Annotated in this window: 24 protein-coding genes and 2 pseudogenes; 10 read left to right on the forward strand and 16 right to left on the reverse strand. The window is 68.2% G+C overall.

The window, feature by feature from the left end:
- Position 1: 1 nt before the first annotated feature.
- Both JZ791_RS27970 and JZ791_RS27975 read right to left on the reverse strand, forming a co-directional pair.
- Positions 2-1,174 (reverse strand): annotated as a pseudogene (locus JZ791_RS27970) (MFS transporter); the annotation flags it as partial.
- Between the two features lie 126 nt (positions 1,175-1,300).
- The gene (locus tag JZ791_RS27975) at positions 1,301-1,756 is read right to left on the reverse strand and encodes a MarR family winged helix-turn-helix transcriptional regulator (RefSeq protein ID WP_216898328.1); all 456 of its coding nucleotides are present in this window, start codon (positions 1,754-1,756) and stop codon (positions 1,301-1,303) included.
- 112 nt (positions 1,757-1,868) lie between these two features.
- On the opposite strand from JZ791_RS27975, the gene JZ791_RS27980 reads away from it, so the two are divergent.
- The 4 genes from JZ791_RS27980 (at position 1,869) to JZ791_RS27995 (ending at position 3,486) form a co-directional block, all read left to right on the forward strand.
- A complete protein-coding gene (locus JZ791_RS27980; RefSeq protein WP_216898329.1) occupies positions 1,869-2,423 on the forward strand; it encodes a TetR/AcrR family transcriptional regulator in 555 nt (184 codons plus the stop codon).
- A 13-nt stretch (positions 2,424-2,436) separates the two neighbouring features.
- Positions 2,437-2,835 (forward strand): tautomerase family protein, encoded by a 399-nt coding sequence (locus JZ791_RS27985; RefSeq protein WP_216898330.1) that lies wholly within the window; start codon positions 2,437-2,439, stop codon positions 2,833-2,835.
- A complete protein-coding gene (locus JZ791_RS27990) occupies positions 2,832-3,200 on the forward strand; it encodes a cupin domain-containing protein (RefSeq protein WP_216898331.1) in 369 nt (122 codons plus the stop codon). The genes JZ791_RS27985 and JZ791_RS27990 overlap by 4 nt, the downstream gene beginning before the upstream one ends.
- Positions 3,201-3,267: 67 nt before the next feature.
- Positions 3,268-3,486 (forward strand): type II toxin-antitoxin system Phd/YefM family antitoxin, encoded by a 219-nt coding sequence (locus JZ791_RS27995; RefSeq protein WP_216898332.1) that lies wholly within the window; start codon positions 3,268-3,270, stop codon positions 3,484-3,486.
- A gap of 95 nt (positions 3,487-3,581) precedes the next feature.
- Here the strand turns inward: JZ791_RS27995 and JZ791_RS28000 are convergent, their stop codons facing one another.
- Positions 3,582-4,529: a VOC family protein gene (locus tag JZ791_RS28000; RefSeq protein WP_216898333.1), complete on the reverse strand. Its 948-nt coding sequence runs from the start codon at positions 4,527-4,529 to the stop codon at positions 3,582-3,584.
- A 211-nt stretch (positions 4,530-4,740) separates the two neighbouring features.
- On the opposite strand from JZ791_RS28000, the gene JZ791_RS28005 reads away from it, so the two are divergent.
- The 3 genes and pseudogenes from JZ791_RS28005 to JZ791_RS28015 all read left to right on the forward strand — a co-directional run.
- Positions 4,741-5,568 (forward strand): cyclase family protein, encoded by an 828-nt coding sequence (locus tag JZ791_RS28005; protein WP_216898334.1) that lies wholly within the window; start codon positions 4,741-4,743, stop codon positions 5,566-5,568.
- Between the two features lie 2 nt (positions 5,569-5,570).
- A complete protein-coding gene (locus tag JZ791_RS28010) occupies positions 5,571-6,929 on the forward strand; it encodes an FAD-binding oxidoreductase (RefSeq protein WP_216898335.1) in 1,359 nt (452 codons plus the stop codon).
- A 224-nt stretch (positions 6,930-7,153) separates the two neighbouring features.
- Positions 7,154-8,029 (forward strand): annotated as a pseudogene (locus JZ791_RS28015) (LysR family transcriptional regulator); the annotation flags it as partial.
- Positions 8,030-8,061: 32 nt separating this feature from the next.
- On the opposite strand, the gene JZ791_RS45325 reads toward JZ791_RS28015, so the two are convergent.
- From JZ791_RS45325 to JZ791_RS28030, 4 genes are all read right to left on the reverse strand, one after another.
- Complete coding sequence (locus JZ791_RS45325; RefSeq protein ID WP_254206422.1) at positions 8,062-8,472, reverse strand: VOC family protein; 411 nt, start codon at positions 8,470-8,472, stop codon at positions 8,062-8,064.
- Between the two features lie 171 nt (positions 8,473-8,643).
- Positions 8,644-9,768: an FAD-dependent monooxygenase gene (locus tag JZ791_RS28020; protein ID WP_216898337.1), complete on the reverse strand. Its 1,125-nt coding sequence runs from the start codon at positions 9,766-9,768 to the stop codon at positions 8,644-8,646.
- Between the two features lie 168 nt (positions 9,769-9,936).
- Complete coding sequence (locus JZ791_RS28025; protein ID WP_216898338.1) at positions 9,937-11,493, reverse strand: MFS transporter; 1,557 nt, start codon at positions 11,491-11,493, stop codon at positions 9,937-9,939.
- A gap of 123 nt (positions 11,494-11,616) precedes the next feature.
- The gene (locus JZ791_RS28030; protein ID WP_216898339.1) at positions 11,617-13,308 is read right to left on the reverse strand and encodes an MFS transporter; all 1,692 of its coding nucleotides are present in this window, start codon (positions 13,306-13,308) and stop codon (positions 11,617-11,619) included.
- A gap of 182 nt (positions 13,309-13,490) precedes the next feature.
- Between JZ791_RS28030 and JZ791_RS28035 the strand changes: the two genes are divergently transcribed.
- A complete protein-coding gene (locus tag JZ791_RS28035) occupies positions 13,491-13,868 on the forward strand; it encodes a hypothetical protein (protein WP_216898340.1) in 378 nt (125 codons plus the stop codon).
- Positions 13,869-14,023: 155 nt separating this feature from the next.
- Here JZ791_RS28035 and JZ791_RS28040 read toward each other — a convergent pair whose 3' ends face one another.
- Positions 14,024-14,473, reverse strand: a complete 450-nt coding sequence (locus JZ791_RS28040) for a MarR family winged helix-turn-helix transcriptional regulator (protein ID WP_216898341.1) — start codon at positions 14,471-14,473, stop codon at positions 14,024-14,026.
- Between the two features lie 51 nt (positions 14,474-14,524).
- Between JZ791_RS28040 and JZ791_RS28045 the strand changes: the two genes are divergently transcribed.
- Positions 14,525-15,751: a multidrug effflux MFS transporter gene (locus JZ791_RS28045; protein WP_216898342.1), complete on the forward strand. Its 1,227-nt coding sequence runs from the start codon at positions 14,525-14,527 to the stop codon at positions 15,749-15,751.
- Between the two features lie 41 nt (positions 15,752-15,792).
- Here JZ791_RS28045 and JZ791_RS28050 read toward each other — a convergent pair whose 3' ends face one another.
- The 8 genes from JZ791_RS28050 to JZ791_RS28085 form a co-directional block, all read right to left on the reverse strand.
- A complete protein-coding gene (locus JZ791_RS28050; protein WP_216898343.1) occupies positions 15,793-16,896 on the reverse strand; it encodes an MSMEG_0565 family glycosyltransferase in 1,104 nt (367 codons plus the stop codon).
- Positions 16,896-17,744 carry a carbon-nitrogen hydrolase family protein gene (locus JZ791_RS28055; protein ID WP_216898344.1) on the reverse strand — a complete coding sequence of 283 codons (849 nt, stop codon included), beginning with the start codon at positions 17,742-17,744 and terminating at the stop codon, positions 16,896-16,898. The genes JZ791_RS28050 and JZ791_RS28055 overlap by 1 nt, the downstream gene beginning before the upstream one ends.
- A 61-nt stretch (positions 17,745-17,805) precedes the next feature.
- Positions 17,806-19,065 (reverse strand): MSMEG_0569 family flavin-dependent oxidoreductase, encoded by a 1,260-nt coding sequence (locus JZ791_RS28060; RefSeq protein ID WP_216898345.1) that lies wholly within the window; start codon positions 19,063-19,065, stop codon positions 17,806-17,808.
- Positions 19,058-19,981, reverse strand: a complete 924-nt coding sequence (locus JZ791_RS28065) for a carbon-nitrogen hydrolase family protein (RefSeq protein ID WP_216898346.1) — start codon at positions 19,979-19,981, stop codon at positions 19,058-19,060. Before JZ791_RS28065 ends, JZ791_RS28060 begins: the two co-directional genes overlap by 8 nt.
- A complete protein-coding gene (locus tag JZ791_RS28070) occupies positions 19,978-21,441 on the reverse strand; it encodes an MSMEG_0567/sll0787 family protein (protein WP_216898347.1) in 1,464 nt (487 codons plus the stop codon). The genes JZ791_RS28065 and JZ791_RS28070 overlap by 4 nt, the downstream gene beginning before the upstream one ends.
- A gap of 480 nt (positions 21,442-21,921) precedes the next feature.
- A complete protein-coding gene (locus JZ791_RS28075) occupies positions 21,922-22,998 on the reverse strand; it encodes an MSMEG_0568 family radical SAM protein (protein ID WP_216898348.1) in 1,077 nt (358 codons plus the stop codon).
- 10 nt (positions 22,999-23,008) lie between these two features.
- Entirely contained in the window at positions 23,009-23,548 is a 540-nt protein-coding gene (locus tag JZ791_RS28080; protein WP_216898349.1) for an MSMEG_0572/Sll0783 family nitrogen starvation response protein, read from the reverse strand.
- Positions 23,549-23,942: 394 nt separating this feature from the next.
- The gene (locus tag JZ791_RS28085; protein ID WP_254206423.1) at positions 23,943-24,863 is read right to left on the reverse strand and encodes a LysR family transcriptional regulator; all 921 of its coding nucleotides are present in this window, start codon (positions 24,861-24,863) and stop codon (positions 23,943-23,945) included.
- 41 nt (positions 24,864-24,904) lie between these two features.
- Here JZ791_RS28085 and JZ791_RS28090 point away from each other — a divergent pair.
- Positions 24,905-25,102, forward strand: a 198-nt coding sequence (locus JZ791_RS28090; protein WP_216898350.1) for an NAD-binding protein, incomplete at its 3' end; no start/stop codon positions are given.

Below are 25,102 nucleotides of genomic sequence, written 5' to 3' on the forward strand. Positions count from 1 at the left end.
GGGCGACGAGCAGCCCGACCCCCAGGGCCGCGATCGCGCACACCGCACCGCAGGCGAACAGGCCGACACGCGGGCCATAGCGTTCGGTGATCCAGCCGACGACCGGCCCGCCGATGGGGGTGCCGCCGGTGAACACCATCATGTAGATGGACATCACCCGCCCGCGCATCTGCGGTTCGGTGGCAAGCTGCACCATCGAATTGGCCGAGGTGTTGAAGGTCAGCCCGATCAGGCCCACCACCGTGAGCATCGCCGCGAACAGCCAATAGTCGGGGGCGAACGCGGTGACCGCCTCGAGGATGCCGAACCCGGTGGCGGCCAGCACGATCATGCGCAGGCGCACCTTGGTGCGGCGCGTGGCAAGAAGGGCGCCTACCAGGGAGCCGGCGGCGAGCGCGGTGTTCAGCAGCCCGTATTTACCGGCGTCGATGTGGAAGACGTGATAGGCGAATCCGGACAGCACGGTCGGGAAGTTGAACCCGAAGGTACCGACGAATCCGACCAGGACGATCGGCCAGATCACCTGCGGATGCGCGCGCACATACCGCAGCCCCTCCCGCAACTGCCCCTTCTCCCGAGGCACTCGTGGCACGGGCCGCAGCTGCGAGGTCCGCATCATCAGCAGTCCGCCGATCACCGCCACGAACGAGGCGGCGTTGATCGCGAACGCCCAGCCGGACCCCACCGCGGCGATCACCGCACCGGCCACCGCCGGTCCGACCAGCCGTGCGGCCTGGAAGTTCGCCGCGTTGAGACTGACCGCGTTGCGCAGTTGGCGCTGGCCGACCATCTCGGTGACGAAGGTCTGCCGGGTCGGGTTGTCCACCACGGTGATCACGCCCAGCAGCAGCGCCAGCAGATACACGTGCCACACCCGCACCGTTCCGGTGAGCGTGAGCACCGCCAGCACCGTGGCGAGCAGACCCATGCCGGCCTGGGTGACGATCAGCAGTTTGCGTTTGCCGAAGCGGTCGACGATGACTCCGCCGTACAGGCCCAGCAGCAGCATCGGCAGGAACTGCATGGCCGTGGTGATACCGACCGCGAAGGAGCTGCCGGTGAGGCTGAGCACGAGCCAGTCCTGGGCGATCCGCTGCATCCAGGTGCCGGTGTTGGAGACCACCTGGCCGATGAAGAAATAGCGGTAGTTGGGTATCGCGAGCGAGGCGAACATGCCCGCCGGGCGTTCGGACGGCCGCACCCCCGGGGCGGCCGTGTGGTGGGTGGTGGTGTGGTCGTCTGTGGCGTGATCCTCGTCGTTGTCGTTTCTGGTCAGCACTGTCACTTCTCGGTTCCCCTGTTATCTCCTCGCGCGTGGGGCGCACGACGCGATGCGCTCCAGCACCGGGACGGCGGCGCGTACCGCAGCCCACTCCTCCTCGGTAACTTCCTCGATCAACCCGGCCAGCCAGGCGTCACGCATGCGACGGCTTTCGGCCAGGATCTGTGCGGCGGGCTCGGTGGCCGTGACCACGACCTGCCGCCTGTCCTGCGGATGCGGCTCTCGCCGTACCAGGCCCTTGTCTTCCAGCATCGCGATGATCCTGGTCATCGACGGCGGCTGCACATCCTCGGCGCGCGCCAGCTCGGTCGGCGTCGCATGACCGGCCCGCTCGAGCCTGCCGAGCACCTGGATCTCCGCCGAACTGAGCGAATGTTCCACCTGCTGGTGGCGCAGCCGCCGGGCCAGGCGCATCACCGACGCGCGCAGTGTGGACACGGCGGCGAGGTCGTCCTCGGCAATTAGTTCGGGCATACTGTTTAGTCTACCTTATTAAGTTACCTAAGCACATTGTGCTTCACCCCGTTCAGGGGATGTTTCGGTGCATCGGATTGCGGCTGTACCTATTAGTATGTACAGTGGCGGCATGGACACGAGAGACCGGCTCATCGAGGCGACTCGGGAATTGCTCTGGGACCGTGGTTATGTCGGCACCAGCCCGAAGGCGATTCAGCAGTCGTCCGGCGCCGGGCAGGGCAGCATGTACCACCACTTCGCCGGTAAATCGGATCTCGCGTACGCCGCCATCGACCGCACGGTCGGCGATCGGCTCGCTACGACCGCGAGTGCCCTGGACGGGCCCGGTACGGCGGTCGAGCGGATCGCCGCGTACCTGCGCGCCGAACGTGAGGCGACACGAGGGTGTCCCGTTGGCCGGCTGATCTACGACCCGGACATCATGGCCGACGAGCACCTGCGCGGGCCCGCGGTCGAGATGTTCGCCCAGGTGCGTGCCCGCCTCGCCGACCTGATCGCCGAGGCGCAGGCCTCCGGCGAGCTGCGGGCCGGGCTCGATCCGCGGGCCACCGCCGCCTCACTGCTGGCGATCGTGCAGGGCGGCTACGTGCTGGCCCGCGCCGCCGGATCCCCGGAACCATTCACCAGCGCCGTCGAGGGCGCGCTCGCCCTGCTTCACAGTTGAAAGGTTGACATTCATGCCATTCATTCGTATCGACGCCCTGCACGCGGACTCCGAACGCCTCGAGGCGCTCGGCCGGGCGGTACACGAGGCCATGATCGCGACGATCGGAATCCCCGTCGACGACCGATTCCAGGTCTTGACCAGCCACGACGGATCCCGCAGCACCCTGCGCCACGACCCGAGCTTCCTGGGTATCGACCACGACGACATGGTGTTCGTGGCCATCACCCTGCGCGGCGGCCGCACCCCGGAGCAGAAGAAGGCGCTGTACCGCAGGATCGCCGACCTGGCTCACCAGTACGCCGGCGTCGAGCCCCGCAACGTTCTGATCACCCTGACCGAGAACGAGCCCCTGGACTGGTCCTTCGGCAACGGCGTCGCCCAGTACGCGGAGCAGGAGCCCGTCCGATGATCGTGACCACCGCCCGCACCGCCGCGTGGCAGCCGGCCCCCGCCGCCCGCTTCGCCGGAGACGCGAGATCCCGAATGTTCGACATCCCCGCCGACCAAACCCCCCTGACCGGAATGACGGTCGAATTGACCGCCGGCTCCCGCACCGCCTGGCACTCGCACCCCCGCGGCCAGATCCTCATCGCGATCTCCGGCCACGGCCAGGTCCAAACCGAAGGCGGCCCGATCATCACCCTGGCCCCCGGCGACTCCATCTGGGCAGAACCCGGCGAACGTCACTGGCACGGAGCAACACCCGACAGCGATTTCGTCTACACCTCCATCCAGCCGACCGACCCGGAAACCGGCACCTACGCCGACTGGTGAGCGCCCCGCGGCATTCATCGGCGAAAGATGCAGCGGGAAGCCGGATCCTGCGGCGAGAATGATCGCCATGACGAGCATGTCTGCCAGTGCGGCACGCGCGAATCTGTATCGGCTGATCGAACAGGTCAACGACGATGCCGTGGCCATCCACATCGCCGGCAGTAATGGCAACGCGGTCCTGATCTCGGAGGATGAGTACAACTCGTTTCGTGAGACGGTGTACCTGCTTCGTTCCCCTGCCAATGCGGCACGGCTCGCCGAGGGCATCGCGCAGCTCGAACGGTGACACCGGCCGCCGGCCCGGCTCCAGCCTGCGATCGTCGATCATGGGCGACCAGGGGCCGCCGGGGTGGGTAAGTCAGAGCCGACGAGCATACGACGCTAGATCGGGGGTGGGGTGAATAGTACGTCGGGGTCGTTGAATTGGCCCTTGGCTATGAGTTCGGTGAAGGGGTCTGCGGTGCCCCATTGGTCTTGGATTTCGGGGTTTTCGGCGTCGTGGACTCGGGGGTGCCAGTGGTCCTGGTCGAGAATGGCCAGGGCCGTGGTGAATTCGACGGTGTTGCCGTGGGGGTCGTGGAAGTAGGAGAAGGTGTTGTCGCCGGCCAGGTGGCGGCCGGGGCCCCAGCACAGGGGGGTGCCCGCGCGCAGGGCGCGGCCGGTGCCGCGGAGGTATTCGTCCAGGCCGCGCATTTCGAAGGAGACGTGGTGCAGGGACGGGTGGGGGCCGCGGGCTATGGCGAAGGAGTGGTGCTGGGGGTTGCAGCGCAGGAAGTACATCAGGTCGCCCATGCGCTCGGACCAGAGGGTGTCCGAGAGGCGGAAGTCCAAGACGGTTTCGTAGAAGGTACGCAGGCGGGCAGGGTCGGGAGAGTTGACCACGCAGTGGGAGATTCGGACGGGGATGCCCTCGCGTTCCTCGATGCGGCGGTGCGTCCGGTCGACGACGTCACAGGAGACCTCGACGACGCGGCCGTCCGGATCGAAAAAGCGCACACCGTAACCCCCGCCGAGGGTGCGCAGGGTGGCCGGTTCGCCGACCAGGGGGATGTTCGCGGCGATGAGCCGTTCGGTGAGGGCGTCCACCGCGGCGCGGTCGGGTGCACCGAAGGCCACCAGGTCCATACGTTTGGCCGCGTCCCGGCGCACCCGCATCACGTAGCGTTCCGGACTGCCCTCGGCGGCGAAGAAGACCAGGTCTCCGTCGTCGGCCACCTCGGTCAGGCCCCAGACCTCGCGCAGGAAGCGGCGCTGTGCTGCCAGGTCGGGCACGGCGAGGGCGACGTGGCGCAGGTGGGTGACGAGCGGGGCGGGCTGTGCGTCGGCCATACCTCGGACGCTAAATCGACTGCGCGGTAAGCGGAAATGCCGATCGGTGATGGTTGGCATCGGCGCGGGCGCCATCGTCCCGGCGAATGCCAGACGTGCGGTTCACCGATGACCGATTCGTTGACGCCGAGATCCCGGCCCGGGCAAGGTCGGGGCAACGGCCGTATCGCTGTGGCCTGCCGGTGTTCTCGAAAACGGAGGGAGTGTGCCGATGGCCGCGGACCGCATCCGGCAGACCACAACGGGTCCCGTGGACGACCCGGCGAAAGCGATTGCGGCATACTCCAATCGGGGGCGCTGGGGCGATGACGACCTGCTCGGCACACTGAACCACCTCGACGCGGCGGCCCGCGCGCATGCCGCCGGCCTGGTGCGCCGCGGCACGACGGTCTCGCTGGACTCCGGCGTCGGGACACCGCTGCGGGCGGGCACGCGGTGGGAAGGGCCGGGCCACCTCTACGATGACGAGCGAGCATGGACCGGGCGCCCCCGCAGGATCCTCGACCGCATCGCGCGGACGGCCGACGTCTTCGCCGGGCGCGGGGTGCTGCTGGACGTCGGGCGGTGGTGTGGTGACGAGAACGGTGAACTGGCCGACGGTTTCGCGATCCACGAGGATCATCTGCGCGCGGCGGCCGAGGCACAGGGCGCGACCGCCGAGGTGCGGCGCGGCGACATCGTGCTGGTGCGGACCGGACAGCTGGCCCGGGCGAGACGCGTCGGCGAGTGGGGCGCCTACGATACGGGCGCCGCTCCGGGCCTGTCGCTCACCACTGTCGACTGGTTGTACCGCACTCAGATCGCCGCGATAGCCATGGATACCGGGGGCGTGCAGGTGCGTCCTCCCGAACTCGCCGAACCGCCGCTGCGTCGGATCGCCATCACGACCATCGGCATGCCGCTGGGGCAGATGTGGGATCTGGAGACTCTGGCCGCGGACTGCGCCGGTGATGGCGTGTACGAATTCCTGCTCGTCGCCGCGCCTTTGCCGATTACCGGCGCGGTGAACGCGCCGGTGAACCCGATCGCGATGAAATGAGAATGTCCGATTCGACCGGCGCGCTGTATCTTCCGGGCGATCCCGGATTCGCCGAGGCGGTGCACGGCCGAATCTTCAACGGCCGCCGCCCGAGTGATCGCAGCCCGGCCGCGGTGCTGTACGCCGCGACGCAGGACGACGTCGTCGCGGGTGTGCGCCTGGCGGCCCAGCGCGGCTGGCAGGTGGCGGTGCGGTCGGGTGGGCACAGCTGGGCGGCGTGGTCGGTGCGCTCCGGGTCATTGCTGATCGATCTGGGCGGCCTGCGCGAGATGTCGTACGACCCGGCGACCGGAATCGCCACCGCCGCACCGGCGATCACCGGCGGCGACGAGTTGAACCCGTATCTGAGCCGGTTCGGCCGGTTCTTCGGCGGCGGCCACTGCCCCTCGGTCGGCCTGGGCGGCTTCCTGTTACAGGGCGGGCAGGGGTGGAACGCGCGCGGCTGGGGCTGGGCCGCCGAACAGGTCGCGGCGCTGGACATCGTCACCGCGGACGGTGAGCTGGTCCGGGCCGACGCGGAGAACAACACCGATCTGTATTGGGCTGCACGGGGTTCCGGCCCCGGGTTCTGCGGTGTGGTGACCCGCTTCCACTTGCGTACCCGCCCACTGCCCGGACATCTCGCTCATACAGTGCACATCTATCCGCTGGCACGGTTCGACGAGGTGATGACCTGGCTGCACGGCATGCACCACACCGTGCCGGATTCGGTGGAGATCGTGGCCCTCACCCGAACCGTGCCCGAATACGCCGAGCCGGTGCTGCTGGTGACCGGCCTCGCGTTCACCGACAACCCGGAGCAGGCCGCCGCGGCACTGGCGCCGTTGCACGCCAACCCCTTCGCGTCACGCGCGCTGTCCCGTAAGGAGTCCGCACCGACGACCTTCGCCGAGCAGATGCAGGACCAGCGCCTGGCGAATCCCCGCGGCCACCGGTATTTCGTGGACAACTGCTGGCTCAGCGGTTCGGCCGGGGACGTCGTGCCCGCCATGCGCGCGGCGTTCACCACGTTGCCGACCCGCGACAGCTTCACCATCTGGTTCTCCATGGCCCCGCTGCGCCCGCTGCCCGACGATATGGCGTTCTCGCTGCAGAGCGAGATCTACTGCGCGGCATATGTGGTGAGCGACGACGCCGCCCGCGACGCCGAACTGCGCGGCTGGCTCGGCGGTGCGATGGCCGCCATGCGCCCGGTGACCGTCGGTCAGTATCTCGGAGACAGTGATTTCACGGTGCGGCGCTTACCGTTTCTGGGCGACGCCCAGTGGGGGCGACTGCGCCGAGTGACGGCCGAACGAGATCCGTTGGGCCGGTTCGCGGGATATCTGTCGTCGGGACCGGTGACGAATTCGAATGAATAGGTGAAGGCCGACGAAGTCTCGGGCCCTGGATTCCGGTTGGTTTGCACGCCTTTACAGAAAGGAAAGCCGTGATCACGCGGGTGTGGGCGGCAGCATCGGTCGGCCGATACGTGGCATAGCGGATCGGGATGTCTGTGATTCACGCCTCTTTTCGCGGGGGCGGTCGGTTAGCCTCGAGACGTCGGCACAGCGGTGTGATGGAAAGTAGTGGAAGGACAGACGCGATGGCCCTGGGCGCAATTGATCTGAATCTGCTCGTCGCGCTGGAGGCCCTGCTGGAGGAGCGCAACGTCACCCATGCGGGTCACCGGTTGTGCACCACCCAGTCCGCGATGAGCGGCTCGCTGGCCCGGCTGCGGCGACATTTCAATGATGAGCTGCTCGTTCGGGTCGGGCGCGAATACGACCTGACCCCGCTGGCCGAGCGACTACTGCCGCTGGTGCGCGAATCGCTGGTCAAGGCCGAGGAAGTGCTCGCCTTGACCCGCACCTTCGATCCGGCGCGCAGCGGGCACCGATTCTCGGTCGTGATGAGCGACTACATGATGAGCGTCTTCGCGGCGCCGCTGCTGCGGGCCATCGCGCAGGAGGCGCCCGGCGTGCGGCTGGACGTGCATCCGATCGTGGACGGCGCGCCCGAACAGGAGGAGCACGTGCGCATGCACGACCTGAGCGTGCTGCCCTTGGGATTTCAGCTGCCCGGCGTCTCGGAGACGGTGCTGTCGGACCGTTTCGTCTGCATCGTCGACCGGCACAATCCCCGGCTGCGCGAGGGGCGGCTGACCGCCCAGGATCTGGGCGAGATGTCGCACGCCGCCGCGGGTTTCGGCAAGAGCGTCACCCCCATCGAGCGGCAGCTCGAGACCCTGGGCATCCGGCCGCGGGTGCAGGCCAGCGCGCCCGGCTTCGGCACGCTGCCGTTCCTGGTGTGCGGCACGGAACTGGTGGCATTCGTGCCCGAGCGCCTCGGCCGGTGGTACGAGCGCAACACCGACTGCGTCGTGGTGAGCACGCCCTTCCCGGATGTGCCTCTGGTGGAGGCGATGTACTGGCATCATCACCGGCACGGCGACCTGGCGCACCGCTGGCTGCGCACGATCGTGCGGCGGGTGGGCCGGGAGCTGGAGGGGGATCAGCGGTCCTTCTCGATCAATTCGATGAGGTTGCCCTCGGGATCGGCCACCCAGGCCATGCGGATGCCGGGCTCAGGGGAAGGGCCGGGCGCGCGAATCTCGGCCGCGCCCTCGGCCAGCAGCCGCGCGTAGGCGGGGTCCAGTTCGGCGACGGTGACCGCGAAATGGCCGTAACCCTCGGTGAGGACGGCGTCGATGGGATCCGCCGCGCGCAGTCCCGGGGCGGATCCGTTGCGCGCCAGCAATTCCAGTCGCCACCCGCGAGCGTGTTCGAGTACGACCGCGGACATGCCGACCTGCTCGAGTGTGAACTCGAATACCGGAAGGAGTTCGAAAACCCGCTGATACCAGTCGGTCTGGGCCTGGAGATCACGAACGTTGATGCCGACGTGGTCGAGCCTCGGGTGCATCTGCCTATTCCCTTCCGTCTCCATCCGACAAGGTCATCCCGCTGCGTGTCCCCCGTCAGGTCGCGTGCACCTTCGTCATCCCGGCGCGCCTTTGGCCGGGATCCACCGTAACCCGCTGCACACCAGTATGTTCCCGCCAAAGCACATGGAAACGACGGATACGCCATGCTGCTACGCCGGTGCACACAGCGCGTCCATGGTCTGCGCCATGAGCCGGGCAGAATCCGCCCCTTGTGCGTCCGGGCGGATCTCCCACTCGGCCAGCAGCAATGAATTGTCCAGCACCATCCGTACCCGGTCGAGGCGGCGAGCCATGAAGGCCGCCAGCGCATCATCGATGGAAGGCGCGGCGGCGAGCAGTTCGGCCAGCACGATGCCGTCCTCCGCGCTCATCGCCGCGCCCTGGGCGATGGTGGGCGGGCAGGCGTGCGCGGCGTCGCCGATGAGCAGCACTCGGTCGCGATACCACGGCTCGTTCAGCACCACCGACTCGATCCAACGGTAGTCCACCAGCGTATCGTCGCGCAGCTCTTCGCGAATGCGTCCCCACAGCCCCCCGTACCCGGCCGAGCGTTCGCGCAGCAGCGCTCCGGCGGGACGTTCGCCGATCATCGACGAATCCAGTGGCACATCGAGCAGATAGGCATAACAGCGATCCTCGGAGATCGGACAGTATCCGGCCTTGTAGCGCGGGCCGCCGAAATACAATTCCGCGCAATCCATCTCGGCGGGACGCTCGGCGACCACCCGCCAGATGCCCATCCCGGTCGGCTTCGGCTCGATATCGATGCCGATCGATCGCCGTATGGTCGAACGGATTCCGTCCGCCCCGACGACCAGCGCGAACCGTCCCCGTTCGCCGGTGCCGAGAGTGACCTCGACCCCTCCGGGCCGCTGGTCGAGTGCGGTCACGCCGGTGCCGAGCGTCACCGGAATGTCCTTCTCGCGCACCGCATCCGACAGTGCCGCCTGGAGATCCGAACGCAGCGCACCGACCGTGGCGGGCAGATCCGGCCCGCCGGTGCGCGGGGTAACGAGCTCTTCGAGCAGTGTCCCGTCGACGTGACGCATGCGCAGCGTGTCGAACGGCACCGCCCGAGCCAGCACCCGATCGAGGACCCCTACCGTGCGCAGGGCGTGCAAGGCGTTGCCCTGCACGGTGATTCCGTGCCCCGCGCCGGTCCAGGGCGACCGGATCTCCACGATCCGCACGCCGATCCCGCGCTGGTGCATCGCCAGGGCCGCCACGCATCCGGCGATGCCGCCGCCGACCACGAGCACATCGTTACCCTCCACAGCCCCGATCCCGCTCGCTCACCAGACCCCATCCCGCCCGGCGCACACCATTGCGCCCGGCGTACGGGATCCGACTTGGCACCTGACTGCTGACGCTGAGTTCGAGTTCGGCACGGCGGAAACACCTTCTGCCGATCCCGGCATGCCCAGCGGCGATACTGCGCGGCCTCATACCGCGACCAGCTCCGGATGGGCAGGCCGGATCACGACGACGCTGATCACCGCACCCACCAGCGAGGCGATCCCGCAGACCACGATGCCGATCGTGAGCCCGTGCTGCATGGCCAGCAGACTCGCCGAATGGACGTGATCGCCGAAGTCGCCCGTGACCACCGCCAGCGGGCCTCCGCCGTGGTTCGCGCCGAGCGCCGCATGCAACTGCCCGCCGGACACCCCGGCGTGCTCGAGTTGGCCCGCCATGGCCGAGCCCGCCTGGCCGAGCATGATCGCACTGATCACCGCGGGCCCCAGCACCTGACCGAACTCTCGCACCAGACTCGTTGCCGCGCTGGCCATTCCTGCCAGCCCCACCGGTACAGAGTTCACCGCCGCGGCAGTCAGCGAGGACACCACCAGAATGAATCCGATGCCGAGCAGCAGGGCCGGCGGTACCAAGGCGAGCATGGAGCTGTTCGAGATCGGAAGGGCCGCGAACCAGAACTGCCCGACCGCGAGCGGAAGCAGCCCGCCGGCCAGCAGCCAGCGCGGATTCACCTGGCGCAGCAGGCGGCTGAGCACCGGGGCCAGAAGCAGCGGAATCGCCTGCACCAGAACGAACGGAAAGGCCGTGTGCAGGCTGTCCCTGTGCTGCACCACCCCGACCCGGATGCTCACCGAGTAGGCGGTGCCGATGAAGCCGAGCATGCCGACCAGCGCGACACCGGCCGCACCGGCGAATGCCGGTATCTTCAACAGATCTAGTTTGAACATCGGTGCGCCCGAACATAATTCGACGAAAACGAACAGGACGAGGAAGACGACCGCCAGAACATAGACGATGATCACCGCGGGCGCGCCCCAACCGGCTGCCGACCCTTGCAGAGTCGCCCACAGCAGACCGAACAGCGCCAGTGCCACGGTGATCTGGCCGGGCCAGTCCAGCTTGCGGCCCTCGGGCGCGCGGGAGTCGGTCACCGCGAACACGTTGACCACGCCCACGATCACCCCGAATATCAGCGGTACCACGAACACCCACTGGTAGACGGTGAGCTCGGCGATCACCCCGGCGATGAGCGGCCCGAGCGCCGAGGCTATCGATAGGCTCAGCGCCCACCGGGCGAGTGCCTTCGCGCGGTCGCCGGGATCGGGTGTACCCGCGGCGATTACGGCGAGGGAGGACGGGAACAGCATGGCCGCACCGATTCCCGACAGGGCCTGGCCGACCCACATGAGGTGGATGGTCGGCGCCACCACATCGACGAGATTGCCGACGGCGAGCAGGAATCCGCCGTACACGAGCAGTGCCTTGCGACCGAACATATCGCCCAGCAGTCCGAAGTTGAGCTCGAGGATCGCCGTCGGCAAGATGAACGCCGAGGTGACCCAGGCCAGCTGGGAGCCCGTCGAGTGGAAGTGCGCCTGGATATTGCCGTTGATCGCCGACGGCAATGTCAGGCACAGCTGTGCCGCGGCGACCGATAGGCACGCGGCGACCAGCGTTGTCCTGGTCAGCGTCGCGGTCGGGGCGGGGGCGCGATCATCGGCGACCGCGGGTTGTTCCACCATGAGATGCTCCTGGAGATCCGGCCCGGTGGAACGCCGTCACATCCCACCGTGCTGCATCGTCGCAATGAACACAGCACGGGCGGAAGAACTTTCATGGTATGCGTGGTATCGCCCGCGGCGATGCTAGTCGGCGCTGTGCGGTGTCCTCGGCCGCCCGCGCAGCAGCGAGGCGACCGCGCCGATCACGGCCATGACCGCGGCGGTGCCGAAGACGATGACCAGCCCGTGGTGGAACGGTCCGGACACCAGCTCCGGGAAGAAGCGGGTGCCGGTCAGCGTGGCCGAATCGGCGGCGGGCAGGCTCTTCAGGACATCGGGCCCGAGCAGATGCGAGATGGGATTGTTGCCCAGGAATGCGGCGAACAGGCTGCTGACCGGCGGCAGTGAGGCGAGGTGGTTCGCCGTCGCGGCGGGCACGCCGTGAGCGGTGAGCCCGGAGGAGAGGGTCTTGGGCAGCGTGGAGGCCAGCCCGGCGATCATCAGTGAGAAGAACACCCCGATCGACAGCGACGTCCCCGAATTCTGCAGTGTCGCACGCATTCCCGAGGCGACGCCGCGCCGCCCGGCGGGCACGCTGCTCATGATCGCCGAGGTGTTCGGCGCGGAGAACATGCCCTGACCGATGCCGCTGACGAACAGCAATATGGCGAACAGCGGATAGGAGAACAACACGGGCAGCGCCACAAGCCCGACGAACGACGCGGCCACCAGCAGCAGCCCGGTGGTCGAGAACAATCGTGCCCCGAACCGGTCGGACAGATATCCCGACAGCGGCCCCGCGATCAGGAATCCGCCGGTCAGCGGAAGCATGTAGACCCCGGCCCACAGCGGCGTGGACTCGAAGCTGTAGCCGTGCACCGGCAGCCAGATGCCCTGCAACCAGATGATCAGCATGAACTGCAACCCGCCGCGGGCGATCGCGACCAGCAGCGCGGCAAGGTTTCCGGCGGCGAACGCGCGTATTCGGAACAGCCCGAGCTGGAACATGGGCTGACGTACCCGGGTCTCGATGATGCAGAACAGCACCAGCAGCAGCGCCCCGCCGACCAGCGCGCCCAGCACCTTCGGATTCAACCAGCCGGTGGGGTGGTTGGCGTAGGGCTGGATGCCGTAGGTGATGGCGGCGAGGATGACGCTGGTGCCGATGGTGAACGTGGCGGTGCCCGCCCAGTCCACCCGCGCGGGCTGGCGCGCGCCGATCTCCCGCAGGCTGCGATACGACCAGATGGTGCCGATGAAGCCGACCGGCACGCTGACCCAGAACACCGCATGCCAGTCGATCGCGGCCAGTACCCCGCCGACGAGCAGCCCGAGGAACTGGCCCGCCAGCGCGGTGATCTGATTGATGCCCAGCGCCATGCCGCGCTGGTGCGCCGGGAAGGCGTCGGTGAGGATCGCCGCGGAGTTGCCGGTGAGCATGGCGCCACCGAATGCCTGCACCATTCGCCAGGCGATCAGCCAGATCGCCCCGCCCTGCGCGTGCAGCGGATCCACCGACAGCGCCAGCGAGGCGAAGGAGAAGACCACGAATCCGGCGTTGTACATCCGTACCCGGCCGAACATGTCGCCGAATCGCCCGAGGGTGACCACCATGACCGCGGACACCAGCAGATAGCCGAGCATCATCCACAGCAGATAGCCGATATTGCTCGGCGCCAGCGGATCCAGGCCGATACCCCGGAAGATGGCGGGCATGGAGACGATCACGATCGAGGCGTCCACCATCGCCATGAACACGCCCAACGTGGTGTTGGACAGCGCCACCCACTTGTAGCGCTCGCTGACCGCCGGAGACTGAATTGTGGTGCTGCTCATAGTCGCCCGGCCAACCTATCCAACGGGGGTAGTGCCACCTGCATGATATAGACAATAGACTGAACAGTCCGGACTGACGAATCCAGACCCACCCGGCCTCGTGCGCCCGCGCCCGCTACGTCCCGCGATCCACGCGGCCGGGTGATCGGCACCCGCGGTGACCGGTAGGTCGGGCGTCTGTCTTGACGGCGCTGTCGGGGCGGATCTTCGGATTCGGCGCATGGTTCCGGCGCGGCGTGCCGGGATCACCGGTCCAGGAGTATCGCCGGGTCGCCCTGCTGGCGCTGCGCCCGGGTGATGAGGCGATCCGTCCTCGAACGACGCGGCACCGGCTGGTCCGGATCGGTGCCCTGGGGCGCCGGGGCGCGGTCGCGCAGGTAGCCCCACGTGGTTCTCGTCGCGGGCAGGTCGCGGTGCGGGCACGCTTCGTCCAGCGTGCTCCCCGGGCCCTCGGAACCCAGGAGCACCACGTGGTCGGCGTGCGCGCTTGGCGCGGGCGCGCCATCGCTCTCGACGTCACGGCAGTATCGGCGTCCACTGGTGTCGCGTCGACTGGCTGATCCCGGGTGCCCACCTCGAGCTCGGAAAGTCCAGCCGGCTCGGTACAGCCAGCGGGCAGCCGGCCGCACCGGACAGGGCGGGGCACACTGGGCTGGAATTTCCGGAGAGCGATTTGCCTCGCGATGTGCGGTCCTCGAGCGTGCGGTGATTTCGGTTAGTGGCCGTCGGTGTGCAGGGCGCGTGTCAATGCTTGCAGGCCCGGGATCGCGGCGATCATGCGTTCGATGTCGGCCTCGTCGACCGTCTCCAACGCGTCCAGCACCAGTTGCGTGCGTACCGCCTCGATGCGTCCGGTGTCCTCGATCGCCTTGTCGGTGGGCAGGATGCGGGTGCTGCGGCGGTCGGTGGCGTCGGTCTCGCGGCGGACGAGCCCGAGTTCGGTCAGGAAACGCAGGGTTGCGCTGACGTTGCTCGGCTGCATTCCGGTGACCGTGGCGACCCGGCCGGGCGCCATCCCGGGTGCGTGCACGATCAGTCGCAGCACCTCGGCCTGGGTCTGGGTCAGCGGTTCGAGTTTGGCCCTGTGCACACTCGCCCGCTGTACCGCCCGGGACAGCTCCCGCAGCGCGGTGTCGAGCTTGCGCAGCTCCGACTTGCGGCTCATGGGCACCATGGTAGCTTATTTATTAATAAATAAGTATCTGGAGGTGGTGTCATGCGGAAGTCGGCCGATCCGGGGGTGGCCGGGCTGCTGCTGGTGGTGTTGGGGCTGTTGTCGGCGGTGGCGCCGTTCGCCACCGACATGTACCTGCCGTCCTTCACCGGAATGGCGGCGAATCTGCACACCGGCGCGTCCAGCGTGCAGCTCACGCTCACCACCTTCCTGGTAGGTCTGGCGGCCGGGCAGTTGGTGATCGGCCCGCTGTCCGACCGATTCGGCCGTCGCCGCCCCCTGCTGCTGGCCACCGCGATCGCGACAGTGGCCACGGTCGCGATCGCCATTGCCCCGACGATCTGGGTGCTGATCGTGCTGCGCTTCGTACAGGGCTTCGCCGGCGCGGCGGGCATCGTGATCGCGCGGGCGGTGGCCGCGGACCGGGTCGGCGGCGTGGCCGCGGCCCGCATCTTCACCCTGTTCGCCAGCATCACCGGCATCGCGCCTGTCATCGCGCCCCTGCTGGGCGGGGTGCTGGCGAAGGTCGGCTGGCGCGCGGAATTCTGGGTGCTGAGCGGAATCTTCCTGGTGATGTTCCTCGGCTCGCTGGCGATCGTGCCCGAATCGCTCCCGCCCGAGCGCCGCCACGGCGGCGGCCTGGCCGCGACCGGCCGTACCCTCTGGGGCCTGCTGCGCGATCGCGGATACGTCGGCTACATCCTGGCCTTCGCCTTCGGTTTCGCCGCGCTGATGAGTTACATCTCGGCCTCACCGTTCGTCCTGCAGGACGTGCTCGGCCTGACCACCACCGAGTACACGGTGGATTTCGCTGTCAACGCCTTCGGCATGGTCACCCTCGGTCTGATCGTCTCCCGCCTGGTCAAACGCGTTCGCCCGCAGACGATCCTGACGATCGGACAGGCAGTCGTGCTGATATTCGGCGCGATCCTGCTGAGCCTGCTCGCCGCGCACGCCCCCGTCTGGGCGGTGCTGCCGGTGCTGTTCGTCATGGTCAGCTCGGTCACGATGATCATGGGTACGGCCAGCGCCCTGGCCGTGGGCCGCGCCCGTCAGTCCGCGGGAAGCGCCTCGGCCCTGCTGGGCGCGCTGCAATTCGTTCTGGGCGCACTGGTTTCACCGATGGTCGGTCTGGGCGGCAGCGATACCGGCATCCCGATGGGCATGCTCATCGTGGTCAGCGCCGTGCTCGGATTGTCCGCCCGGCTCTTGACCCGAGGCGCGGATGACGCGGCAGGCCAGCCTGAACATACCGCTGCCGCAGCGTGATCCGGAGTCCGGTTCCGGACCTGCCCATCGTGGATTCGCGATCAGCGCGACGGCCGGGTCGGATGCCGCCGATAAAAGTCCACGTGCGCGAGTGCGGCTCGTTCCCAGGTGAATTCGGCAGCCAGGGCTCGACCGCGGTCGATGCGGCCGGAATCGGGGCGCAGCGCCCGCGCCATACCCGCGGCCATCTGCTCGTGGGTCGCGGCGTAATCGACGGTGTCCCGAAAGATTTCACGCAATACCGGTAGCTCGCGGGCGACGACCGGGACCCCGGCGGCCAGGGCCTCCATCGCGGCGAGACCGAAACCCTCCTTGATGGACAGGAATGGGAGTACGTCGGCCGCCGCCACCAGGGAGGGGAGCTGATGGTGGGCGACCGGGCCGAGCACCTCCGGGCCGATGCCGAGCTTCGCCGCCCGTTCGTCGAATCGACGACGGTAGTCGTGGTAGTCGAAAAGCGTTTCCCCACCGGCGAAGACGAGATTCAGATCGGGATGTTCCCGGCGCAGCAGTGCGAAGGCCTCGAGCAGGTCGGTACTGCCCTTACGCGGCTCGATGCCGCCGACCGCAAGCACATACCGCCCGAGTCGCCGACGCCATTCATCGCGCGCGCCGACGATTTCGGGATCATCGCCCGCGGCGTCGGCGAAGCGATCGTATTGCACGCCGTTGGGTATCACGGTGGGCCGCAGCCCCCATCCGGCGCACACCTCCCGCGCCACGGCTGCGGACACGCAGATCCGCGCATAGGGCGTGATCACCGCGCGCTCGTGACAGCGGGCGAGTTCGGGCGTGGTGAAGGCGTCGAGGTGGTGGATGGTGCGGATGCAGCGGTCGACGGCATTGGCGCTGATGCAGTCCTGCGCGTGTACGATGTCGTACTCATCAGGGGTGAATGCCGCGCGTAATGCACTGATGGAACGCATGATTCGCGGTCCGACGGGTTCGCCGTCGAACGTTGCGAACGGCACTATCCGCAGGTGAACCGCGGGATCGACGGGACGGAAGAATCCGGTGTCGCCGCCGCGACCCAGGGTCCACACGGTGACCCGTGCGCCGAGCCGGGCCAGGGCCTCGGCCAGATCCAGGGTGTGCACCACCCCGCCGCGCGGTTTGGTCGAATAGGTGAGCAGTGCGACGCGCATCAGTGGCTCTTGTCCCGCAACAGCGTCGGATACGCCTCGACGCGCCGTTCCTCGAGATGCCGCAGCACCCGCCGCGCCCGCTCGACCTCGGCGTCGATATCCACATCGGCGACTGCGAGGCCGCCCTTGGACCACGTCTTGGCCAGGATGTCCCCGCCGGGGCCGACGATCTTGGCCTGCCCCAGAAAGCGCAGGTTGCCGGTGATCCCGGTCTGATTCGAGGAGGCCAGTACCACCTGGTTCTCCGCGGCGCGGGCCTGATCATAGAGGTCGAACAGGCGCGACTGGCGATCGTTGGGCATCCGGGACGCGCGGTCGGTGACGCTGGCCGGCCAGGCCGACAGCGCGGCGATCGTCCGCGCGCCGTCCAGGGCGAGCACCCGCGCCGATTCGGGGAAGGTCTTGTCGTAGTCGATGAGCATGCCGAGCCGGCCGACAGGAGTGTCGAAGGCGGCGAAGCGATCTCCGGCAGCGTAGGCCAGATGCTCGCCGGCGGGCTGATGCACCTTGCGGTGGCGGCCGAGCACACCGTCGCCGGTCAGGCAGACCGCGGCGTTGTAGCGGATATCGGCGGCCCGCTCGGCATAGCCGACGCAGACGGTCATATTCCGGGCCATGCGGCACAGCAGGCGGATCTCGGGTCCGTCCGGGTCGATGGCCTCGGGCCCGGTCGCGGGGTCCGGGTTGCGCAGATCCCCGATATATCCGCCCAGGGTGGCGTCGGGCAGCACGAGCAGATCGACGCCGTCGTCGGTCAGACGCTCGACGATGCCGCCGATTTTATCGAGCGCGCGCGAGATGCCCGCGCCGAAATGCGCTGCTACGGCTGCGATCCGGGTGGCCGTCACCGGGACACCATCCTCTGCGCGGGTTCCGGGTCGTGGCTCATGGATAGGAGTCGGTCGCCGGTCATGCGAATCCGGCGCGCGCCGTGACGGTTTCGGGGACGGTGACGGTGATCCGGTCGGCCAGATATTTCGCGTCACGGGCTATCGCGGCGAAGCGGCCCGAACCCCACGTATGCAGCCACGGCAGCCCGAGAAAGTAGAGTCCCGGCGTTCCCGTGACCCCGCGGTTGTGGCACGGATGGCCCTCGCCGTCGAAGACGCCCACCCGCAGCCAGCGATAATCGGTGCGGAACCCGGTCGACCAGATCACCGACGTGATGCCCTGGGCGGCGACGTCGATCTCGGTGACCTCACGCTCGGGCCGCCACACCGGCCTATAGCGCGACTGCACTGGCGCGTCGATTCCCGCACGGGCGATGTACGCGTCGATGGAATCCTTGATGCTCTCGGCCACGGCGTCGGCGGCATCGAGGGACTTCTCCAGCGACGGCTCGAAATAACCCGTGCCGCTGGAGAAACCGATCATTCGCCCATACAGTGCCATACCCTCGCAGGCGAATCGGCGAAGATCGATGTCGCGTCCGCCGTCGCGGCCGGTGACGTAGTGGTTGGTGTTCTCCCGCTTACCCAGTCCGCCGGGCTGATCCTCGATGGGAATGTCGTAATGACCCATATCCTGTAGCCACGCCACACAATCCCGGCCCCGATAGAAGCGTGCCACCCGCGGTGCGCTGCCGACCGCCAGATGCACTCTGCGGCCGGAGAGATGTAGATCTTCCGCGATCTGAGCCCCGGACTGCCCGGTGCCGACGACCAGCACGTCGCCCTCGGGAAGTGCGGCGGCGCTGCGGTATTCGGCAGAGGTGAGCTGCCGGATCCGGGCCGGAAGCCGCTCGGCGAAGCGGGGGAGCGCGGGCGTGTGGTAGCCGCCGACGGCTACCACCGCCCGATCACAGTGCAGCGGGCCGCAGGTGGTGTCGAGATCGAAACCGCCGGAGGGCGATACGGCAAGACCTGTCACGGCGACATGTTCGCGCACCGGCGGCGCGAACGTGTCCGCGTAGCCGCGAACCCAGGCGTATACCTCGTCGCGGGGCATGAAGCCGTGCGGGTCCGGGCCGGTGTAACGGTAGCCGGGCAGTACGCACTGCCAGTTCGGGGTGACGAGAGTGAAGTTGTCCCAGCGGGTGTCGCGCCATTCGTGGGCGATCGTATCGCGCTCGAGCACCAGGTGATCGATGCCGCGACCGGTCAGATGCCAGCTCATCGACAGTCCGGCCTGACCGCCGCCGATCACCACGACATCGTGATGTTCAGGCATGGGTGGCCGCCAATTCCCCCGGTATCGCGGGCTGCCCGACCACGCCGTGCCGTGCCACGACGCTGCCGTAGAGCTCGGGCCGCCGGTCGCGCAGGTTGTACATGCCGCCGCCGCGGGCGAGCTCGAGCGCGTGGTCGACATCCACTGTGGCACTGGCCAATCCCGGCGCAGCGCCGGTGGTGGCCAGGATGTCGCCGCCGGGGCCGACGATCTTGGCGTTGCAGACGAACCGCAGCGAACCGAAGGTGCCCGCCTGATTGGAGGCGATCCACACCACCTGGTTCTCCACCGCGCGTGCGCGGTCGAAGATGTCGAAACGCTGGGTCCAGCGGTCGTCCTCGAGTCGTTCGGTGGTGGCGGTGCGGGCGGTCGGCCAGGCCGACAGCGATGTGATGATCTCCGCGCCGTCCAGCGCCAGGGCCCGGGCGGCTTCCGGAAATGCCTTGTCGTAGCAGATCTGCATGCCCATCCGGCCGATCGGTGTGTCGAAGGCGTGATATTCGGATCCGGCTTCGTAGCAGAGGTTTTCGCCCAGCGGTTGATGCACCTTGCGGTAGGAGGCAAGGATGCCGTCGCCGGTGAGGGTGACCGCGGCGTTGTAGCGGGCCTCGCCGTCGGCCTCGCAGAATCCCAGCGTCACCACCAGATCACCGGCCATGGCCGCGACGCGCCGAAGTTCGGGGCCGTCCAGTTCGAGCGCGGGCGGCAGGCTGCGCAGGCGACGCTGCCTGTCCTCCGCGGTCTCCGAATCGCCGCCGAGGCTGGGCAGATAGCCGCCCAAGCAGGCCTCGGGCAGGACCAGCAGCGCGGAGCCGCGGTCGCGGGCCCGCTCGATGAGGGCGGCGATGGTGCGATAGCACTGCTCCATGTCGCGACCGAATTCGGCCGCGGCCACGGAGAGGGTGAGGTCGTTCATGAGTGTCCCAATCCGGTGACGGTGCTGTGCACCGCTGTGGTGATGGTTCCGTCCGGCCAGCGCAGGCGCACGCCGGGGCTCGAGGTGAGTACGCCGCATACCGCGGAGGTGGCCGGGCCGGGATCGGCGATCGCCGCGCCGGGCCGGTCGGCGGTCAGCATGGCGTAGCCGGGGAAGCAGGTGATCCATTGCGCGAGAGTGGCGTTCGCCGGACGCGGCAGGCTGGTCAGGTCGAGTTCGACGCCGACCCCGGACGCCTCCGCGAGCATGCCCGCGGTTCCGGCGATACCGGCCATGCTGACATCCTTCGCGGCGGCCGGCGCGGTGGCGGCGACGAACCGGCCCAGTGCGCGGAGTTCCTCGCCGGTTCGGTGCGAGGACGAATCCCATTGGCGGCCACGGTATCCGCTGCGCCATCTGCCGCCCAGGTCGGCGGTGAGGCGCAGCTGGTCGCCGATGCGGCCGCCGCCTCCGGGCACCGGGCGCGCGGCGTGGCCCAACGCTGTCACCGACAGCGCGGGTGGACCGATCTGGGTATGCCCGCCGAGGATGGGTACCCCCCACATGTCACTCGCCCGGGCCAGCCCGCGCAGGATCCGGGTCAGCAGCGAGCGGGTGGGCGCGGCGACCGCGTCCAGCAGTCCGGCGGGATGCGCGCCCATGGCGGCCAGGTCGTTGAGATTCACCAGCGCCGAACACCATCCGGCCCATTCCGGATCGCGTTCGACCATGGCGGGAATGATCGCGTCGCAGGCGGCCACCAGATCGCTGCCCGGAACCGGCGCGCCATCGTCGCCCCGAAAACCCGGTCCGCCCAAGGTCATCGGCTGGCTGCCGAGCCCGTCGAGCAATATGCCCAACATGGCCTTGGTCTCCCCGACCAGGCGTTCGATCCGATCGATCGGCCAACGCATCCGCGCATGGGGCATTCCGCCGATCTCTGTGTCGCCCAAGTGAATCCAGCCCAGCTGACCGAACAGCGGCGCATGCCGGGCCTGAACCGTGGCCTCGAAGCGCAGGACGTCGTTGCTCTCGGCGAAGGCACACGCCGCCCGCACCAGTGCGTTACCGACGCCCTTGGTACGCGCGGCACGATCCACGACCAACCGGCTACCGGTCCACCAGCCCATATCTTCGGCGGTAGCCGGCGCCAAGCGCACACCCCCGAGCACGGTCCCGTCCGGACTTACTGCGACCAGCACCGTGGTGCGCGGATCATCGTCCAGATCGTCGGCGTCGCTGCCGGAGAACAGCCCCTGTTCGGCGACGAAGCTGTTCCGCCGCAGCGCGCGGTAAGCGGACACCTGCGTGGCTGCGGCAGGATGGATCAAGAACCCGTCCCCGACCGCATGCGGATTGCCCGACAAAACGCACCGGTCCAGCCCCGGCGAAATGCCGACGGACGACAGGTGATCCAGCCAGAAGCGCTGCCCGCCAGAGAGTTCCGTGGCGATAGTCATAACACCCCGCCTTTCGACGTGCCCCGGACGTGCCCGTCCGGCGCAACACCGCGGCCATGTGCGGCTCCATGACCTCGAGCCACTGCGCTGACCGTCATCCCACGCCGCCACCTGCAACACGCCGCATGCGGCGGAGCCCACTCTCTGGCCGATCCTTGACCGCCCGGCTCAGCGCGGCGGCGAGGCACGTCGTCATGTTCGCGAGCGTCGGCGGTGGCCGTCATGTGCTGCCCCGCCGTCGGCCGCGCGCCGCGCAGCCCACCTCTCACCTGGCGCTCGTCATACCAGCCTGGTGTAGCGCGGCGACCATGCGTGACATCATGTTCTCCAGCGTTTGCGATGACTGTCATGTCGCGCTTCCGCCGCTTTCGGCGCGCTTCACGCCGCACATGTTGTGTAGCCCAGTCTTCAGCCCGGCCGTGGTCGGTGCATCGGCCGTGGGCAGCGCCAGGGTCTCGGGTATTCGCGGTGGTCCTCATGTCATGCTCCGGCTGCTTGCAGCACGCTGCATGCGCCGCATGCGGCGCAGCCTGCCTTCTGGCCGGTTCCGGTCATGCCCGCGCGGCGTAGTGCGGCGGCAACTCGCAGCGTCACGTCCTGCAGGACCTGCGGTTCGGGTGCGGGGGCATGATCGACGTCGACGGCCAGGGTGCCCGCCAGCGGTCGGAACGGGACGACGAATGGGTACACGCCCATGGTGATCAGTTCTTCTGCGCCCGCGACCAATTCGTCCGGGTCCTCGCCGAGGCCCACGAGTAGGTAGGTGGAGACCTGGTTGCGGCCGAACAGTTCGACTGCCTGTGCCCAGGCGGCGCGGTATTCGCTCAGTGGGACGGTGGATTTGCCGGGCATCCAGCGGGCGCGTACCCGGTCGTCGAGTGATTCGACGTGGATTCCGATGGAATCCGCACCGGCACTGTGCAATTCGCGCAGGGCGTCCGGATCGGCGGGCTCGCACTGTGCCTGGATCGGCAGTGCGGGTACCGCGTGTTTGACCGCCCGTACGCATCGGGCCAGATGTCTCGCGCCACGGTCTTTCCCGGCCGAGGTGCCGGTTGTCATCACCATCTGGCGCACGCCGTCGAGCCGGACCGCGGCCTCGGCGACCTCGGCCAATTGGGCGGGGCGCTTGACCGCGATCGTGTGGCCCGCGTCCAGCGAGGCCTCGACGGCGCAGAAGCGGCAGCGTTGGTCCTCGGCGTAGCGGACGCACGTCTGCACCACGGTGGTGGCCAGTACGTCGGCCCCGTGCAGCCTGGCGATCTGTTCGTAGGCCACGCCGTCGGCGGTGCGCAGATCGTAGAAGCGGGGGCGGCGCACCGGCTCGACCGTGATCCCCAGGTCGGCGCCGTCCAGGAGCAGGCGATCCCCGCGCAGCGAATAGGGACTGTCGGCGCGCAGGGGTATGGCGGCGCCGGCGCCCCCGAGCAGCATATGACCGTCATCGCTCGGCCCGGCCCCGGCGCGGCGCTGTACGGGCACATCCGAATGCCGCTCGGAACCTCCGGCCCGGATGCCGAGTAGTGCGAGATCCACCCGTGTCGATATCTCGGTCATCGCGGCCGTCCTACACCTGATAGGTGGAATTGATGATCGCGCCCTTGCGCGCGTAATAGATCAGCGCGTCCTGCACATCCAGCGGATGCGCGGGAATGACGCCCTCGATGAGGTCCTCCTCGCGGGCGCCGTGCAGCGCCAGGCCGAACCGGCACGCGAACACCTTGCCGCCCTCCTTGATGAAGGTACCCACGGCATCGTTGATGTTCTGCTCACCCGGGAATCCGCTGTCTCCGGTGGTCGGAAAGCCGCGGTTGGCGATGCAGTTGATCGCACCGGGTCCGTAGAAGTAGATCGCGGATTCGAACCCCTTGCGCAGCGCCCGGGTCGCCTGCAACACCGCGACGAAGCTCACCGACGACTCGTGCGCGATACCGTGCACCAGCGTGAAATAGGTTTCCCCCGCCTCGGCTCGATAGTCCGGGAAGATCTTCGTCGACCCGTAGATATTGGTCCCCGCCGGCAGCGCGGGATGCGGAATCTCGGACAGCGACTTGGCGATGTTCTCCGCGATGGCCTTGTCGATATCGTCGGTGGTGGGTGCGGACATGATTCATCTCCTGCGAATACTGAAGGTGAGACGGCCCATTCGCCGGCTCGTGCGATGAATCAAGTGGACTCCGGAACTGTTTCCGATTGGTCACATCCGGAAGAAGACGGGGTTGCCGGACCTTCACCATGATTCCGATCTCTGCTGGCAGTCGAATACGTTGTACGGCAATGTGATCCGACTCTTCGAGTGAACTTTCCGCGGATGCCGACCGTGTGTTCGATAGCGTCGACGTAATCGACGTCCAGGGCATTTCGAAACACGGTTAACATGAGCCCGGCCTGTCGCACGACGATCGGTAACGTGGACGAAATCGAATCGGCGCACGATCATCGCCATGGTCGGTCTGGAACCGAATCACCGCCAAGAATGTAGCGGGAGGCCGGTTCTCATCTCAGCGGGCAGTGTCGGGCGGCTTCGGTGCGCCGCCGATGGATTCGGCGGCGGATTCGGCGATGAGGTCGCGTAGCCAGCGGTGGCCGGGGTCCTGGTCGAGGCGGGCGTGCCAGGACAGGATCGCGCGGATCGGGGGGAGCGCGAAAGGGAGTGTGTGAGTCGCGATTGCGGGGTGCTGGGCCAGGCGGGTCACGCATGCGGCGGGGGCGACGGTGACGAGGTCGCCGGTGATCACCGCGCGCAGCGCTACGTCCAGGGTGGGGGCGGACAGGACTACGCGGCGCGTGAGGCCGTGGGTGTCCAGGATGTCGTCGATCGGGCCGCGTACCCTGCCGCGACGGGACACCACCACGTGGTCGAAGGCGGCGAAATCGGCCATGGTGATCGTGGTGGCCGGATCCAGCCGGGAGATCAGGGCGAGGCGGTCGCCGGCGACGACGCGGGCGCGCAGATCGGGGGCCTCGGGTTCGTCGGCGGACAGGCGCGCATCCGCCCGGCCCTCGCGCAGATCGTCCACGGTTGTGCCGGATTCGGCCAGCAGGCGCAGGTGCACGCCCGGCGCCGTGCGCCGGATCCGGGCGGTCAGATCGGCGACGAGTGCGTTGGCGATGACGTCGTTGCATTGCAGGGTGAACGTGCGTTTCACTGTGGACGCATCGAAATCGGTTGGGGGAGTGAGGATCGTGTGCGCCTGCTCGACCAGGGCGTGCAGCTGGTCGCGGATCTGCTCGGCGTACGGCGTCGGCAGCATGGCGCGGCCGGAGCGGACCAGGATCGGATCCCCTGTCACCGTGCGCAGGCGGGCGAGCGTGCGGCTCATCGCGGGCTGCGAAAGGTTCATCCGTTCGGCGGCCACGCCCACGCTGCGCTCGGCCAGCAGCACGTCGAGGGCGGTGAGCAGGTTCAGATCCACATGCATGGCACGCATATTATCAATCAGAACTATGCATTTGTAATCATATGGTAGCCGTCGTTGAATTGTTTCGGACGTCGACAGGGCGCGGGACAAGGGAGAACATCATGCGAGTCGTGGTAGCGGGTGGCGGACTGGTCGGGCTGACGGCGGCGGGTGCGCTCGGGCGGATGGGTCACGAGGTGACCGTCGTCGAGGGTGCGCCGGAGATCCGGGCGGCGGGGGCGGGAATCGGGCTGTGGGAG

Source organism: Nocardia alni, assembly GCF_019038435.1.
Lineage (GTDB): Bacteria > Actinomycetota > Actinomycetes > Mycobacteriales > Mycobacteriaceae > Nocardia > Nocardia alni.

What these genes read in the sequence shown, in the direction of transcription:
- JZ791_RS27975 (WP_216898328.1), bottom strand. Translation starts at nt 1,756, where the DNA reads ATGCCCGAACTAATTGCCGAGGACGACCTCGCCGCCGTGTCCACACTG.
- JZ791_RS27980 (WP_216898329.1), top strand. Translation starts at nt 1,869, where the DNA reads ATGGACACGAGAGACCGGCTCATCGAGGCGACTCGGGAATTGCTCTGG.
- JZ791_RS27985 (WP_216898330.1), top strand. Translation starts at nt 2,437, where the DNA reads ATGCCATTCATTCGTATCGACGCCCTGCACGCGGACTCCGAACGCCTC.
- JZ791_RS27990 (WP_216898331.1), top strand. Translation starts at nt 2,832, where the DNA reads ATGATCGTGACCACCGCCCGCACCGCCGCGTGGCAGCCGGCCCCCGCC.
- JZ791_RS27995 (WP_216898332.1), top strand. Translation starts at nt 3,268, where the DNA reads ATGACGAGCATGTCTGCCAGTGCGGCACGCGCGAATCTGTATCGGCTG.
- JZ791_RS28000 (WP_216898333.1), bottom strand. Translation starts at nt 4,529, where the DNA reads ATGGCCGACGCACAGCCCGCCCCGCTCGTCACCCACCTGCGCCACGTC.
- JZ791_RS28005 (WP_216898334.1), top strand. Translation starts at nt 4,741, where the DNA reads ATGGCCGCGGACCGCATCCGGCAGACCACAACGGGTCCCGTGGACGAC.
- JZ791_RS28010 (WP_216898335.1), top strand. Translation starts at nt 5,571, where the DNA reads ATGTCCGATTCGACCGGCGCGCTGTATCTTCCGGGCGATCCCGGATTC.
- JZ791_RS45325 (WP_254206422.1), bottom strand. Translation starts at nt 8,472, where the DNA reads ATGCACCCGAGGCTCGACCACGTCGGCATCAACGTTCGTGATCTCCAG.
- JZ791_RS28025 (WP_216898338.1), bottom strand. Translation starts at nt 11,493, where the DNA reads ATGGTGGAACAACCCGCGGTCGCCGATGATCGCGCCCCCGCCCCGACC.
- JZ791_RS28030 (WP_216898339.1), bottom strand. Translation starts at nt 13,308, where the DNA reads ATGAGCAGCACCACAATTCAGTCTCCGGCGGTCAGCGAGCGCTACAAG.
- JZ791_RS28040 (WP_216898341.1), bottom strand. Translation starts at nt 14,473, where the DNA reads ATGAGCCGCAAGTCGGAGCTGCGCAAGCTCGACACCGCGCTGCGGGAG.
- JZ791_RS28045 (WP_216898342.1), top strand. Translation starts at nt 14,525, where the DNA reads ATGCGGAAGTCGGCCGATCCGGGGGTGGCCGGGCTGCTGCTGGTGGTG.
- JZ791_RS28050 (WP_216898343.1), bottom strand. Translation starts at nt 16,896, where the DNA reads ATGCGCGTCGCACTGCTCACCTATTCGACCAAACCGCGCGGCGGGGTG.
- JZ791_RS28060 (WP_216898345.1), bottom strand. Translation starts at nt 19,065, where the DNA reads ATGCCTGAACATCACGATGTCGTGGTGATCGGCGGCGGTCAGGCCGGA.
- JZ791_RS28065 (WP_216898346.1), bottom strand. Translation starts at nt 19,981, where the DNA reads ATGAACGACCTCACCCTCTCCGTGGCCGCGGCCGAATTCGGTCGCGAC.
- JZ791_RS28070 (WP_216898347.1), bottom strand. Translation starts at nt 21,441, where the DNA reads ATGACTATCGCCACGGAACTCTCTGGCGGGCAGCGCTTCTGGCTGGAT.
- JZ791_RS28075 (WP_216898348.1), bottom strand. Translation starts at nt 22,998, where the DNA reads ATGACCGAGATATCGACACGGGTGGATCTCGCACTACTCGGCATCCGG.
- JZ791_RS28080 (WP_216898349.1), bottom strand. Translation starts at nt 23,548, where the DNA reads ATGTCCGCACCCACCACCGACGATATCGACAAGGCCATCGCGGAGAAC.
- JZ791_RS28085 (WP_254206423.1), bottom strand. Translation starts at nt 24,863, where the DNA reads ATGCATGTGGATCTGAACCTGCTCACCGCCCTCGACGTGCTGCTGGCC.